Genomic DNA, 12,230 nt, shown 5'->3' on the forward strand with positions numbered 1-12,230 from the left:
GCGGCCATTCGTCTGGAAAGCAGATCCCGATGAGATCATTGCAGCAGTCAAACGCGGGCACCAAGCGTTGGAATCAATCCACTAGGCTAGTTTCCGTCCACAAAATCCACAAACGCTTCTTTTTGCGAGCATTTGCAATGGCTTGTGGCCGTTGATGGGCGTTGAGCGGTATGGGCAGGACGTGGGACGGTCTCGTCGGAAAGGTGTTGTGGGCGCGAACCCGCGCACGCCCACGAGCCGGCTGTTGCCGGTGCGACGCAAATCCGAGGGGTCAGCATCAGGTCGGCTTGAGGCGCGTGAAGAGGACGAGATTGTAGGCCACGACCGAGGACCAGACGTAGGTCTTAAAGTGGTCAAGGCCGCGCCACGTGCAGCGCGCCAAGCCGTAAGCGCGCTTGAGGCATGAGATGTCGGCCTCGATGCCGGCTCGGAAGTTGCGCAGCTTGCGATAAACCACGATGCCGGCGACGCTCCAGACGATGCGCCAGGCGCCGCGACCCTCTGAGGGTAGAACGCTGGCCAAACCAAGTGCCCTATTCGCAAACCATACGGTACCGCTTGCCCGGCTCGCTGACGTTCTTGCAGACAAGCAGCTTGTGCGGCTCGGAAGAGGAGAGCGGAGGACTTGCGACCCGCGATGCACGTCTGTTTGATGTCTTGTGACTTGCCGTACGGCGCGGTTCGAGCCTTTCCGGCTCCTGTGGCGCAACCGGAAACACGATGGTTTCGATCTGTGGCTGCTGCAGGGGTGGCGGCTCTTTGTCAAAGAATCGCCTGGCATCAAGCGATCTCGGAATAACCACCGTACCATCATCGCTGCGCGCGCAGCCGCTGCCCAACAGTAAAACCAGCCCCAGGAAAAAAGGCATTATCCGTCCAAACATAAGCACAACCCTTGGCGGGCATATACCCCGGCTTGCGGGTCGCCGACAACCGGCGCAATGGGCACGAAGAAAGGGCGGCATTGCTTGCCGCCCTTTCGTAAGCTTGCGAAATTGGCTGGATTAGAAATCCATGCCGCCCATGCCGCCCATGCCGCCGCCGCCCATGCCGCCCGGCATGCCGCCGCCAGCCGACTCCTTCTTCGGAGCCTCCGCGATCATGGCTTCGGTGGTGACCAGGAGGCCGGCGACCGAGGCCGCGTCCTGGAGAGCCGTGCGCACGACCTTGACCGGATCGACGATACCCATGGCGATCATGTCGCCATATTCGCCGGTCTGGGCGTTGTAGCCGAAGGTCGCGCCCTTGTTCTCAAGGATCTTGCCGGCAACGATCGATGCTTCCGCACCGGCGTTGGCCGCGATCTGACGGGCCGGAGCCTGCAGCGCGCGACGCACGATGCTGATGCCGGCGGTCTGGTCGGAGTTGGCGCCAGTGACGGTGATGGCCAGCGAAGCGCGCAGCAGGGCGACGCCGCCGCCGGGAACGATGCCTTCTTCGACGGCCGCACGGGTCGCGTTCAGGGCGTCATCGACGCGGTCCTTCTTTTCCTTGACTTCGATCTCGGTCGCACCGCCGACGCGGATGACGGCAACGCCGCCCGCCAGCTTGGCGAGACGTTCCTGCAGCTTCTCCTTGTCGTAGTCCGAGGTGGTCTCTTCGATCTGCTGCTTGATCTGGGCGACGCGGCCCTGGATCTCTTCCTTCTTGCCGGCGCCGTCGACGATGGTGGTGTTCTCCTTGGAGATCGACACCTTCTTGGCGCGGCCGAGCATGTTGAGGCCGACATTCTCGAGCTTGATGCCGAGGTCTTCGGAAATGACCTGGCCACCGGTGAGGATGGCGATGTCTTCCAGCATGGCCTTGCGGCGATCACCGAAGCCCGGCGCCTTGACGGCGGCGATCTTCAGGCCGCCACGCAGCTTGTTGACGACCAGCGTGGCCAGAGCCTCGCCTTCGACGTCTTCCGAGATGATGAGCAGCGGCTTCGAGGTCTGCACGACGGCTTCGAGGACCGGCAGCATGGCCTGCAGGTTGGAGAGCTTCTTCTCATGGAGGAGGATGTAGACGTCCTCGAGCTCGGCAACCATCTTGTCGGCGTTGGTGACGAAGTAGGGCGAGAGATAGCCGCGGTCGAACTGCATGCCTTCGACGACTTCGAGTTCGGTCTCGGCGGTCTTGGCTTCCTCAACCGTGATGACGCCTTCGTTGCCGACCTTCTGCATCGCTTCGGCGATCATCGAGCCGACCGACTCGTCGCCATTGCCGGCGATGGTGCCGACCTGGGCGACCTCTTCCGAGGTCTTGATCTTCTTGGCGTTCTTGATCAGCGTCGCAACGACGTCGGTTACCGCGAGGTCGATGCCGCGCTTCAGGTCCATCGGGTTCATGCCGGCGGCAACCGCCTTGTGGCCTTCCTGGACGATCGACTGCGCCAGAACGGTCGCGGTCGTGGTGCCGTCGCCGGCGATGTCGTTGGTCTTCGAAGCAACTTCGCGGACCATCTGCGCGCCCATGTTCTCGAACTTGTCTTCAAGCTCGATTTCCTTGGCGACGGTGACGCCGTCCTTGGTGATGCGCGGTGCGCCGAACGACTTGTCGATGACGACGTTGCGGCCCTTGGGGCCGAGCGTGACCTTCACGGCGTCGGCGAGGATGTTGACGCCGCGCAGCATGCGCTCACGGGCATCGCGAGAAAATTTTACGTCTTTGGCAGCCATTTTTTACTCCTGGGCATTTCGCCCGAAATTCAGATTGGATGGTGCGGATGAAGGCGGCGGCGTGTCAGCCGATGACGCCCATGATATCGGCTTCCTTCATGATCAGAAGGTCTTCGCCATTGAGCTTGACTTCGGTGCCCGACCACTTGCCGAACAGGATGCGGTCGCCGGCCTTGACGTCCAGCGGGACGAGCTTGCCGGCTTCGTCACGGGCGCCGGAACCGACGGCGAAATGGCTTTTGCGCGCGACGCATCGAGCCGCATCGTTTTCATGGCGGATGGCGGCGTCAGTGCCGTCGGACCACCCGCCGAGATTCTGGCGGCGGGGTTCGACAATGAACGCCTTCGCAGTTTTCTGGCGCGGTTTCGCGCCTCGCATTTTTGACATCGGACGGCGAAAGCTGTCGCAAGGAGCTTTTATGACGCCTTACACCCGGCTCACGGAATTGGGCCTGACACTGCCCGAGCCGCCGAAGCCCATCGCCAACTTCGTCACCTATGCCGAGAGCGGACGGCTGATCTTCCTCTCCGGCCAGGGGCCGTTGCGCGCCGATGGCGCGCTCTGCACCGGCAAGGTCGGCGAGGATGTCAGCGTTGAAGAGGCCTACGGGCATGCGCGTCTGACCGGCCTGAACCTGCTCGCCGTCATGCATGCGGCGGCCGGCGACCTCGGCCGCATCGTGCGCGTCGTCAAGCTGCTTGGCTTTGTCAATGCGACGCCGACATTCAGCGAGCACCCCAAGGTGGTGAACGGCTGTTCCGATCTTTTCGCGGCCGTCTTTGATACGCTTGGCGGACATGCCCGTTCCGCGATCGGTGTCGGCTCGCTGCCGGGCAACATCACAGTTGAAATCGAGGCGGTCGTCGAGATCGCCGCCTGAAATCTTAAACAGGATCTACAGAGATGACGACCTATGCCGCTGACCGTTCCAACACGACAATCCGCGAACGACTTGGCCTTCGCCCAATCATCAATGTCTCCGGCACGATGACGGCACTCGGTGCTTCGATCATCGTGCCAGAAGCGATTGCCGCAATGTCGGAAATGGCCTCGCAATGGGTCGAGATGGACGATCTGCAGCGCGCCGCAAGTAGGGTGATTGCACGCCTTACCGGCGGCGAGGCCGGCTTCATCACCGCATGCTGCGCCAGCGGCATAACAATGGCAATTGCCGGCGCGATGACCGGGACCAGCCTTCTTGCGATCGAGCGGCTGCCGGACGACACCGAGGGCCTCAAATCGGAGGTCATCGTTCAGCTTGGTCACATCGTCAATTACGGCGCGCCGATCGACCAGTCGATCCGGCTTGCCGGAGCCAAGGCAGTGCCTGCCGGCACGGTCAGCGTCACCCAGGATTATCATGTTGCCGAGGCGATCCGGGACCGGACGGCGGCAGCCCTCTACGTCGTTGCGCACCACACCGTGCAATACGGCATGCTCTCGCTTGAGGAGTTCTGCGAGATTTGCCACGCCAAGGGCGTGCCGGTGATCGTCGACGCCGCCTCGGAATACGATTTGCATGGCTTTCTGGCGCGCGGCGCCGACATTGTTGTCTACAGCGGGCACAAATTTCTCTCAGGGCCGACAAGCGGCATCGTTGCCGGCCGCAAGGATCTGGTACGGGCCGCCTATCTCCAGAACCGCGGCGTTGCGCGCGCCATGAAGGTCGGCAAGGAGAGCATTGCCGGCACCATGGCGGCCCTGGAAGCCTGGGAGCGGCGCGACCATGCCGGCATTCGCCAGCGGGAAGAAGCCGCACTGCATCTGTGGCAAACCGCATTGCAGGACCTGCCTGGCATCGAGGCACGTATCATTCCAGATCCGACCGGAAATCCTCTCGACCGCCTGCAGGTGTTTGTTGCGCCGGAAAGCCGCTTCACCGCCGCCGGCCTCGCCTCGGCGCTTGCGGCGGGTTCGCCGCCCGTGATCGTGCGCAACCACGAGGTCGAGCGCGGTCACTTCTTCCTTGATCCGTGCAATCTCCATCCCGGCGAGGCGGAGATCGTTGCCGAACGCCTGCGGGCGGTATTGATTGCTGCCGATCGGCCCACCGATGCGATGAAACCCGCTCGCAAGCAGTCCGCCGGAGCGCTGCGCTGGCCGGACTAGACATCGCCAGAGCGTGGTCGAGCCAGTGCCTTCCAGCACCGGCTTCGCATCGGGCCAGTGCGCCATCACGGCAGTGTGAATGAACTTTTAGTCTTCGGGCGGAATAAACCACCCCGCCCATTGGTCTCCCAAACAGACGCCATTTCCGGCGTGCAGGAGACCGGTATGATCCACCACCACGACAATGAAGCTGACGGCATCAGCCGCCGTCATGCACTGGAATGCATGATCTGGGCCGGCACGGGAGTGCTGTGGACAATTTCGGCCGGCGTGCCGGTCTCGCTCAGCCTGCTCGGTGCGTCGCAAGCCGCCGAGGCCTTGGCCACCGGCTTCACTTTCCTCCAGATCTCCGACAGCCACATCGGCTTCGACAAGGCTGCCAACCCGCACGCCATCGACACGCTGAAGGAGGCCATCGGCAAGATCCAGGCGTTGCCGCAAAAGCCCGCTTTCATGATCCACACCGGCGACATCACCCATTTGTCGAAAGCCGCGCAGTTCGACAACGCTGCCCAGATCATCGGCGGCGCAGGCTTCGACGTGCATTATGTGCCCGGTGAGCACGACCTGATCGATGACGGCAATGGCCAGGCCTATCTCGACCGCTACGGCAAGGGCACCAAGGGCGCTGGCTGGTATTCGTTCGACCAGAACGGCGTCCATTTCATCGGGCTGGTCAACGTCGTCAACCTGAAGGCTGGCGGGCTGGGCAATCTCGGCGCCGACCAGTTGGCATGGTTGGCCGATGATCTGAAGGCGGTCACCGCCTCGACGCCAATCGTCGTCTTTGCCCATATCCCGCTATGGGCTGTTTATCCCGAATGGGGCTGGGGCACCGACGACGCGGCGCAGGCCTTGGCGCTGCTCAAGCGCTTCGGCTCTGTCACCGTACTCAACGGCCATATCCACCAGATCATGCAGAAGGTCGAAGGCAACGTTACCTTTCATACCGCGCGCTCGACCGCTTTCCCGCAACCGGCGCCGGGCACCGCAGCCTCACCCGGGCCGATGACGGTACCTGCCGGCCAGTTGCGCAGCCTGCTCGGCACAAGCAGCGTGACAGTCAAGCAAGGCGGGCAGGACCTCGCCATCATCGACAGCACGCTGGCCTGAGGGGAAATGCGATGATCCGCTTCCCATCCCGCGTCTTGGTCGTATCCCCTGTCACGTTCGGTTTGGCGGCGATCCTGATAATGGTTGCCATGCCACTGAACGCAGCAGGCCAGCCAATGGTCAAGATCGAGAACTTTGCCTTCACGCCGGCGGTGCTGACGGTAAAGCAGGGCACTACCGTGACCTTCGAGAATGACGACGACATCCCGCATCTGGTGGTCGCCAACGATGCCTCGTTTCGCTCCAAGGCGCTTGACACCGGTGACACATATGCCTTCACCTTCACCAAAGTGGGCGACTATGCCTATTTCTGCGGGCTTCACCCGCACATGCAGGGCAGGATCACCGTCGCTCCGTGAGGATTTTCGGAAGGTTCTGCCCGGGATGCCGGGCGATGCGACGGTGTTGAACCAAGAGGCCGCGACCGAGCGCTTTCGCGAGGTGGTTCTGCCCCATCTCGCGGATGCGCTTGCGCTTGCCCGCTGGCTGACCGGCAACGCCGCCGACGCGGAGGATGTGGTGCAGGAGGCCTGTTTGAAGGCGCATGCGGGCATCGCCGGCTATGCCGGCGGCAATGCGCGCGCCTGGCTGCTGGCGATCGTGCGCAACGCCTCTTACTCCTGGCTGGCGCGCAACCGGCCGCGCAGTATCGTCGCCGTCGGCGACCTGAGCGACCTCGATGACATGACGGCTGCATATGGCGCCGGCCTGCCGGATACGGATAGTCCTGAGGCAAGCCTGATCGCCAAGGCCGACACGGCCGCACTCGAGGCGGCGATCGCCGCGCTGCCGCACCAATTTCGCGAGACTGTGGTGCTGCGCGACATCAACGGCCTCAGCTATCGCGAGATCGCGACGCTGCTTGGCGTGCCGCTAGGCACGGTGATGTCGCGACTGGCGAGGGCGCGCGGTCTGCTGATATCCCAACTTGGGAGGGCGCCATGAGCGCGCACAACGATGGACTGCCCGATGACCCGGCGGGCGTGGAGCTGATGATCCATGCCTTGGTCGATGGCGAGCTCGACGCAGCAGCAGCATTGGCTGTCGAGCGACGCATCGCGGCCGATCCGGCGCTCGCCGCCGAGCATGCCCGCATCGCTGCGCTGCAGACGGTCGTCAGCGGGCTGCCGAGGCTCGATGTCCGTGAGGATTTCAAGGCTCGCATCGCTGCAATCGGGACAGCCGGTACGGAGAAAGTGCTGCCGGCGCCGGCGCCCGTCGCTCGAGTGCCGCCGGCACACAGAGCGGTGCACCGATTTGGCGCGTTCGACTGGCGCGCGCTGGCGGCGTCGATCATCGTTACCGCCGTGCTGGCCAGCGGTGCGACGCAATGGATGATGCTGAGCAGGGCGCCCGACAGCTTTGCCGCCGCGGTCGCCAGCGGCCATCGCCGCAGCCTGCTGGCAGCCAGCCCCGTGGACGTCGTCTCGTCGGACCGGCACACGGTCAAACCCTGGCTGGATGGCAGGGTCGGCCTGTCGCCGCCGGCACCTGACCTTGCCAGTGACGGCTTCGCGTTGCTCGGCGGCCGGGTCGAGGTGATCGCCGACCAGCCAGTGCCGGCACTGGTCTACAGGCACCGCGAGCACCTGATCACTCTCGTCGCCGCGCCCGAGGAAACCGGCTCGACAGCCGGACCGGTCGATCTTTCTGCTGGTGGCTTCTCGCTGGTCCACTGGAGCGACAGCGCCTTTTCCTACTGGGCGATTTCCGATACCGAACGGCCTGAACTTGACGACTTCGTCAACCGCTTCCGAGCAGCGGCCGCCCGATGACAGACCGACCCTGTCCATGTGCGTAGCCACGGAGACGGCACAAGCGGCTTTGCCGTTTCCGGCCATCCTTGCGGCTCCCCTCGATTTCAGCTAATGCGCGCTTTTGCCGCCGGAGAGCAGAAGCTTGGACGATCACCGCGCCGACGTCGCCATCATCATGGGCAGCCAGTCCGACTGGGCGACGATGCGCCACGCCGCCGAAACGCTGGAGGCGCTTGGAATTCCGCACAAGCGGCTGATCGTCTCGGCCCACCGCACGCCCGACCGGCTCTATGACTTCGCCAAGGGCGCCAAGGCGGCCGGCTACAAGGTGATCATCGCCGGTGCCGGCGGTGCGGCGCATCTGCCCGGCATGACGGCGGCGATGACGCCGCTGCCGGTGTTCGGCGTGCCGGTGGAATCAAAGACGCTGTCGGGCCAGGACTCGCTGCTATCAATCGTGCAGATGCCGGCCGGCATTCCGGTCGGCACTTTGGCCATCGGCAAGGCCGGCGCCGCCAACGCTGCCCTTCTGGCCGCCGCGGTGCTGGCGCTGAGCGACGAAAAGCTCGCCGCCCGGCTGGATAGCTGGCGCGCCGCGCAGACCGCCAAGGTGGCCGCCGAGCCCACGGACGCGCCGTGAGCCTGCCGGCGGGATCGAGCATCGGCATCATCGGCGGCGGCCAGCTTGGCCGCATGCTGGCGATGGCCGCGGCCCGCCTCGGCTACCGCATCGTCGTGCTGGAGCCGCAGCCGGATTGCCCGGCGGCACAGGTCGCCAACCGGCAGATCGTCGCCGCCTATGACGACGCGGCCGCGCTTAGCGAGCTGGCTGCGGCCAGTGCCGTCGTTACTTATGAATTCGAGAACGTACCGGTCGCGGCCGCCGCGGCACTTGCCTCTACGGTGCCGGTCTATCCGCCGGCACGCGCACTGGAAGTGGCGCAGGACCGGCTGGCGGAAAAGAAATTCCTCAACGGCACCGGCATACCGACCGCGGATTTCAGCCCCGTCGACAATGACGAGGAACTGACGGCTGCGCTGAAACAGTTCAACGGCAGCGGCATATTGAAGACGCGCCGCATGGGCTATGACGGCAAGGGCCAGCGTGTCTTCCGCAACATGGAAACAGGCGGCTTTGCCGGCACTTGCGAGGCGATGGGCAACGTGCCGTTGATCCTGGAATCCTTCGTCACCTTCGAGCGCGAGATTTCGGTGATCGCCGCGCGCGGCAGCGACGGCTCGCTCGCCGCCTACGATCCAGCGTGGAATGTCCATCGCAACGGTATTCTTCACAGCTCGACGCTGCCGGCCGGAGTAAAATCCGAGACGGCGGCTGCGGCTCAAACGGCGGCGGCAGAGATCCTTGCAGCGCTCGACTATGTCGGCGTCATCGGCGTCGAATTCTTTGTCCTTGCCGACGGTTCGCTGTTGGCCAACGAGATAGCGCCGCGCGTCCACAATTCCGGCCACTGGACGGAGGCCGCCTGCACCATCTCGCAATTCGAGCAGCACATCCGCGCCGTCGCCGGCCTGCCGCTGGGAAATCCCGCCCGGCAGTTCGACTGCGTGATGGAAAACCTGATCGGCGACGATGTCAGGCGCGTTCCTGAGCTACTCGCCGAGCCCGATCTGATGCTGCACCTCTATGGCAAGGCCGAGGCGCGGCCCGGCCGCAAGATGGGCCATTTTACGCGCGTGAGCCGCCGCAGCTAGAGCATGATCCCGAACCGAAGGTCCGCGCTAGCGAAAAGTGGAATCCGGATTTCGGAAAAGATCATGCTCAAACACAAAGTTAGAACCTACGCTTACTGGATTTCGCCGCTCTCGTCCTCGTCGGGGCTGGCGCAGCTAACATCGCCTTCCGCGCAGGTCGAATCGGCGGTGAGCTGCTTGGTGCGATCGTCGGTCAGCCGCGTCAGGCATTCCGATATCAGCATCGGATAGATCGAGCCGCCTTCGCTGTCCGCGGCCGAATAGCTGCATTCCGCGTCGCGAAAAGCGATCCAGGCGCGCTGCGCCGTCTGCAACAGCTTCCTGGCTTTTGCGTCAGTTCCGCCGATGATTTCCTGGTAGGCCTTGTTGAGCTTGGCGTCGGCGGATTTGTAGTCCGCGTCGGCGCAGATGTTCATCATCTGCTGGCTGTCGTCGTTGCGGTCGCATTCCTGCGCATAGGCAACAGAACCTGCCGCGAGGACGACAAGACAGGCGGACACAAGAATTCGGCGCATGACGATCTCCAATTCGCAACCGCATCATTCCAGCCGTCTCAAGCCTGCGCAACGCCAGTGACGGATATTTGATGATACGAAACGGTCCGTATCGTTTAGGCAACGCGCTTGCGGTTGACACGGGCAACGCTCCTCGTCTATGAGCCACGCACAGTTCAAAGGCGCGTCTGTGGGCGCGCCTTAATAATTCGGCCCGTGACCGGGCCCAGACCGACGGGCAAGACCATGAAAATCAAGAATTCGCTCAAGGCGTTGAAGGCGCGTCACCGCGACAACCAGCTGGTTCGTCGCAAGGGCCGCGTCTACATCATCAACAAGACCGCGCCGCGCTACAAGGCGCGCCAGGGTTGAGTTTTCGACGGAGGCTGCGCGCCTCCGTTCGCATGATACGACTCTCACGCTAAATTCAGTTTGACGATCCGGCGTCGGGGGCTAGATTCCCGCGATGCGGATTCTTTTTGCATTTTTCACGGCCTTCCTCGTTTCCGGCGCTGTCTCGCTGCCGGCGTGGGCTGAAGATCCGACCACAACTCCGCCGGCAGCACCTCCGGTCGTCAAGACGAAACAGGCGCGGCTCGATCAGCTGTTTGCCGATCTCAAGCGCGAACGCAATGAAAAGGCGGCCGAGCGCATCGCCGGACGGATCGGCAGCGAGTGGTCCCAGTCGGGCAGCGCCTCTATCGACCTGATGATGCAATGGTCGCAGAAGGCGATCGAAAACCAGAAATTCGATGTTGCACTCGATTTCCTCGATCAGGTTGTGACTTTGCAGCCGACCTATGCGGAAGGCTGGAACCGGCGCGCCACTGTTCATTTCATGATGAAGAACTACGGGAAGTCGATGGCGGACATCGACCGCACCCTGCAGCTCGAACCACGCCATTTCGGCGCGCTTTCGGGCCTGGCTCAGATCATGGCCGAAACCGGCCACAAGCAGTCGGCACTTGAGGCCTGGCAGCGCGTGCTCGGCATCTACCCAATGATGCGCAGCGCCCAGGACCAGGTCGCCGCACTTTCCGAGGAGCTTGCCGGCGAAGGCATTTGAGACCAGTAAGGGAGTAGGGGGAATAGGGTAGTATGTGAGAGGTGCAGATTGCACTGTGGAACACATGCGCCCTACTCCCCTACTCCCCTACTCCCCTATAGGCCCGATCTATGCCGTTTGCTTCTGTGACGAGTTTCTCCACAAGGGCGGCGGCCGGCATCTCCCGCAGCTTCGCAACGCCCTGCCCGGCCCAAGTGGGCAAGAAGTCAGCCCGCTTGCTTTCATCCTTTGCCATCGAAAGCGGCATGACCAGACTCGCCTGCAGCGGAAACGCCAACGCTGCATCTTCCTCACCAGCCATTTCCATCACAAACCGGTTGCGCACCACGCGCGCTGGGCGGCCAGTGAAGCAGCGAGTCACCGACGTGCTCTCGTCGTTGGCCGAGCGCAATGCTACGCGATAGACTGGCTGCACATTGGCTTCAGGACAGGCCAGGAAAGCCGTGCCGATCTGCACACCAGATGCACCAAGTGCAAAGCTGGCAGCAATGCCGCGACCGTCGAAGATACCGCCGGCGGCAATTACAGGCACCCGCACGGCATCAACAATCTGCGGTACGAGTGCCATAGTGCCGGCTGTGCCGATAGCAGGGTCGCCAGTGAATGTGCCGCGATGCCCACCCGCCTCGTATCCCTGGGCGATAATGGCGTCCACCCCTCCTGCCTCAAGCTGGCGCGCTTCCGAGACGGTGGTGGCCGAACACAAGACAGTACAGCCGGCCGCCTTCAACTGCTGCACAATTGCGGTGTCGGGTAGACCGAAGTGGAAGCTGACCACCTTGGGGCGCAGCTCGAGCACAATTTCGAGACGCTCACGATCGAAGGTGGGGAAGGGCTCGCCCGGCTCGGGCACCGGTCCGAGGCCGACCTCCTCATAGGAGCCGCGAAGGCGGTCTCGCATACTTTGGGCTGCCGCATCATCGTGTATCGGCGCCGGGTGCGCAAAGAAGTTGACGTTGATCGGACGATTGGTGGCGTGCTGTGTCGCCGTGAGCTGCTCGCGGATAGCCGCCGCAGGCAGAATGCCGCATCCGAGCGAGCCAAGCGCCCCGGCATTGCTGACTGTCGCCGCCAGTTCCGGCGTGGTGATGCCGCTCATCGGCGCCTGGATTATCGGGTGCTCAATGCCGAGGAGTTCCAGAAGATCAGTGCGCATCCACATTGGATCACCCTCCTCTTTCTCCCAGGAGAGATTACCTTAACTGACTTCCAGCTCAAGATCGGATAGGGCCTTCGAACCGCTTCACGGCCGGCCACAGGCTGATGCAAGCTGGCGGAGTTCGGCGTTGATCGCAGCCCAACTGCCGTCAATGCACC

General features: G+C 63.3%; 14 protein-coding genes and 2 pseudogenes. 10 read left to right on the forward strand and 6 right to left on the reverse strand.

All coding sequences use genetic code 11. From position 1 onward, the window contains the following. Positions 1–277: 277 nt before the first annotated feature. The 4 genes and pseudogenes from NKH60_RS16275 to NKH60_RS16290 all read right to left on the reverse strand — a co-directional run. Positions 278–454: pseudogene (locus tag NKH60_RS16275) on the reverse strand (transposase); the annotation flags it as partial. Positions 455–533: 79 nt separating this feature from the next. Beyond that, on the reverse strand, positions 534–869 hold the full coding sequence (locus NKH60_RS16280) for a hypothetical protein (RefSeq protein WP_352872704.1): 336 nt from the start codon (positions 867–869) through the stop codon (positions 534–536). A gap of 135 nt (positions 870–1,004) precedes the next feature. Further along, positions 1,005–2,660, reverse strand: a complete 1,656-nt coding sequence (gene groL, locus NKH60_RS16285) for a chaperonin GroEL (RefSeq protein WP_352872706.1) — start codon at positions 2,658–2,660, stop codon at positions 1,005–1,007. 64 nt (positions 2,661–2,724) lie between these two features. Beyond that, a pseudogene (locus tag NKH60_RS16290) lies at positions 2,725–2,889 on the reverse strand (co-chaperone GroES); the annotation flags it as partial. Positions 2,890–3,079: 190 nt separating this feature from the next. On the opposite strand from NKH60_RS16290, the gene NKH60_RS16300 reads away from it, so the two are divergent. From NKH60_RS16300 to NKH60_RS16335, 8 genes are all read left to right on the forward strand, one after another. After that, on the forward strand, positions 3,080–3,541 hold the full coding sequence (locus NKH60_RS16300) for a RidA family protein (RefSeq protein WP_352872708.1): 462 nt from the start codon (positions 3,080–3,082) through the stop codon (positions 3,539–3,541). A 23-nt stretch (positions 3,542–3,564) separates the two neighbouring features. Continuing rightward, entirely contained in the window at positions 3,565–4,770 is a 1,206-nt protein-coding gene (locus tag NKH60_RS16305; protein WP_352831373.1) for an aminotransferase class V-fold PLP-dependent enzyme, read from the forward strand. 168 nt (positions 4,771–4,938) lie between these two features. After that, positions 4,939–5,883, forward strand: coding sequence for a metallophosphoesterase family protein (locus tag NKH60_RS16310; protein ID WP_352452518.1), 945 nt, complete (start codon positions 4,939–4,941; stop codon positions 5,881–5,883). Between the two features lie 11 nt (positions 5,884–5,894). Continuing rightward, a complete protein-coding gene (locus NKH60_RS16315) occupies positions 5,895–6,242 on the forward strand; it encodes a cupredoxin domain-containing protein (RefSeq protein ID WP_352540268.1) in 348 nt (115 codons plus the stop codon). Positions 6,243–6,267: 25 nt separating this feature from the next. Continuing rightward, a complete protein-coding gene (locus NKH60_RS16320) occupies positions 6,268–6,828 on the forward strand; it encodes a sigma-70 family RNA polymerase sigma factor (protein ID WP_352817726.1) in 561 nt (186 codons plus the stop codon). After that, positions 6,825–7,658: an anti-sigma factor family protein gene (locus NKH60_RS16325; RefSeq protein WP_352831371.1), complete on the forward strand. Its 834-nt coding sequence runs from the start codon at positions 6,825–6,827 to the stop codon at positions 7,656–7,658. The genes NKH60_RS16320 and NKH60_RS16325 overlap by 4 nt, the downstream gene beginning before the upstream one ends. Positions 7,659–7,782: 124 nt before the next feature. Beyond that, the gene (gene purE, locus NKH60_RS16330; protein WP_023678468.1) at positions 7,783–8,280 is read left to right on the forward strand and encodes a 5-(carboxyamino)imidazole ribonucleotide mutase; all 498 of its coding nucleotides are present in this window, start codon (positions 7,783–7,785) and stop codon (positions 8,278–8,280) included. Further along, positions 8,277–9,353, forward strand: coding sequence for a 5-(carboxyamino)imidazole ribonucleotide synthase (locus NKH60_RS16335; protein ID WP_352831369.1), 1,077 nt, complete (start codon positions 8,277–8,279; stop codon positions 9,351–9,353). Before purE ends, NKH60_RS16335 begins: the two co-directional genes overlap by 4 nt. A 92-nt stretch (positions 9,354–9,445) precedes the next feature. Here the strand turns inward: NKH60_RS16335 and NKH60_RS16340 are convergent, their stop codons facing one another. Further along, positions 9,446–9,868, reverse strand: coding sequence for a lysozyme inhibitor LprI family protein (locus NKH60_RS16340; protein WP_352817722.1), 423 nt, complete (start codon positions 9,866–9,868; stop codon positions 9,446–9,448). A 225-nt stretch (positions 9,869–10,093) separates the two neighbouring features. On the opposite strand from NKH60_RS16340, the gene ykgO reads away from it, so the two are divergent. Both ykgO and NKH60_RS16350 read left to right on the forward strand, forming a co-directional pair. Beyond that, the gene (gene ykgO, locus NKH60_RS16345; RefSeq protein WP_006327841.1) at positions 10,094–10,219 is read left to right on the forward strand and encodes a type B 50S ribosomal protein L36; all 126 of its coding nucleotides are present in this window, start codon (positions 10,094–10,096) and stop codon (positions 10,217–10,219) included. Positions 10,220–10,313: 94 nt separating this feature from the next. After that, positions 10,314–10,913, forward strand: a complete 600-nt coding sequence (locus NKH60_RS16350; protein WP_352489294.1) for a tetratricopeptide repeat protein — start codon at positions 10,314–10,316, stop codon at positions 10,911–10,913. A gap of 79 nt (positions 10,914–10,992) precedes the next feature. On the opposite strand, the gene NKH60_RS16355 is transcribed toward NKH60_RS16350, so the two are convergent. After that, on the reverse strand, positions 10,993–12,075 hold the full coding sequence (locus tag NKH60_RS16355; protein WP_352471169.1) for an NAD(P)H-dependent flavin oxidoreductase: 1,083 nt from the start codon (positions 12,073–12,075) through the stop codon (positions 10,993–10,995). Between the last annotated feature and the right edge of the window lie 155 nt (positions 12,076–12,230).

The organism is Mesorhizobium sp. M1006 (assembly GCF_040318825.1).
Taxonomy (GTDB): domain Bacteria; phylum Pseudomonadota; class Alphaproteobacteria; order Rhizobiales; family Rhizobiaceae; genus Mesorhizobium.

What these genes read in the sequence shown, in the direction of transcription:
- NKH60_RS16315 (WP_352540268.1), top strand. Translation starts at nt 5,895, where the DNA reads ATGATCCGCTTCCCATCCCGCGTCTTGGTCGTATCCCCTGTCACGTTC.
- NKH60_RS16350 (WP_352489294.1), top strand. Translation starts at nt 10,314, where the DNA reads ATGCGGATTCTTTTTGCATTTTTCACGGCCTTCCTCGTTTCCGGCGCT.
- ykgO (WP_006327841.1), top strand. Translation starts at nt 10,094, where the DNA reads ATGAAAATCAAGAATTCGCTCAAGGCGTTGAAGGCGCGTCACCGCGAC.
- NKH60_RS16340 (WP_352817722.1), bottom strand. Translation starts at nt 9,868, where the DNA reads ATGCGCCGAATTCTTGTGTCCGCCTGTCTTGTCGTCCTCGCGGCAGGT.
- NKH60_RS16325 (WP_352831371.1), top strand. Translation starts at nt 6,825, where the DNA reads ATGAGCGCGCACAACGATGGACTGCCCGATGACCCGGCGGGCGTGGAG.
- NKH60_RS16320 (WP_352817726.1), top strand. Translation starts at nt 6,268, where the DNA reads ATGCCGGGCGATGCGACGGTGTTGAACCAAGAGGCCGCGACCGAGCGC.
- NKH60_RS16355 (WP_352471169.1), bottom strand. Translation starts at nt 12,075, where the DNA reads ATGTGGATGCGCACTGATCTTCTGGAACTCCTCGGCATTGAGCACCCG.
- NKH60_RS16305 (WP_352831373.1), top strand. Translation starts at nt 3,565, where the DNA reads ATGACGACCTATGCCGCTGACCGTTCCAACACGACAATCCGCGAACGA.
- groL (WP_352872706.1), bottom strand. Translation starts at nt 2,660, where the DNA reads ATGGCTGCCAAAGACGTAAAATTTTCTCGCGATGCCCGTGAGCGCATG.
- NKH60_RS16280 (WP_352872704.1), bottom strand. Translation starts at nt 869, where the DNA reads ATGCCTTTTTTCCTGGGGCTGGTTTTACTGTTGGGCAGCGGCTGCGCG.
- NKH60_RS16300 (WP_352872708.1), top strand. Translation starts at nt 3,080, where the DNA reads ATGACGCCTTACACCCGGCTCACGGAATTGGGCCTGACACTGCCCGAG.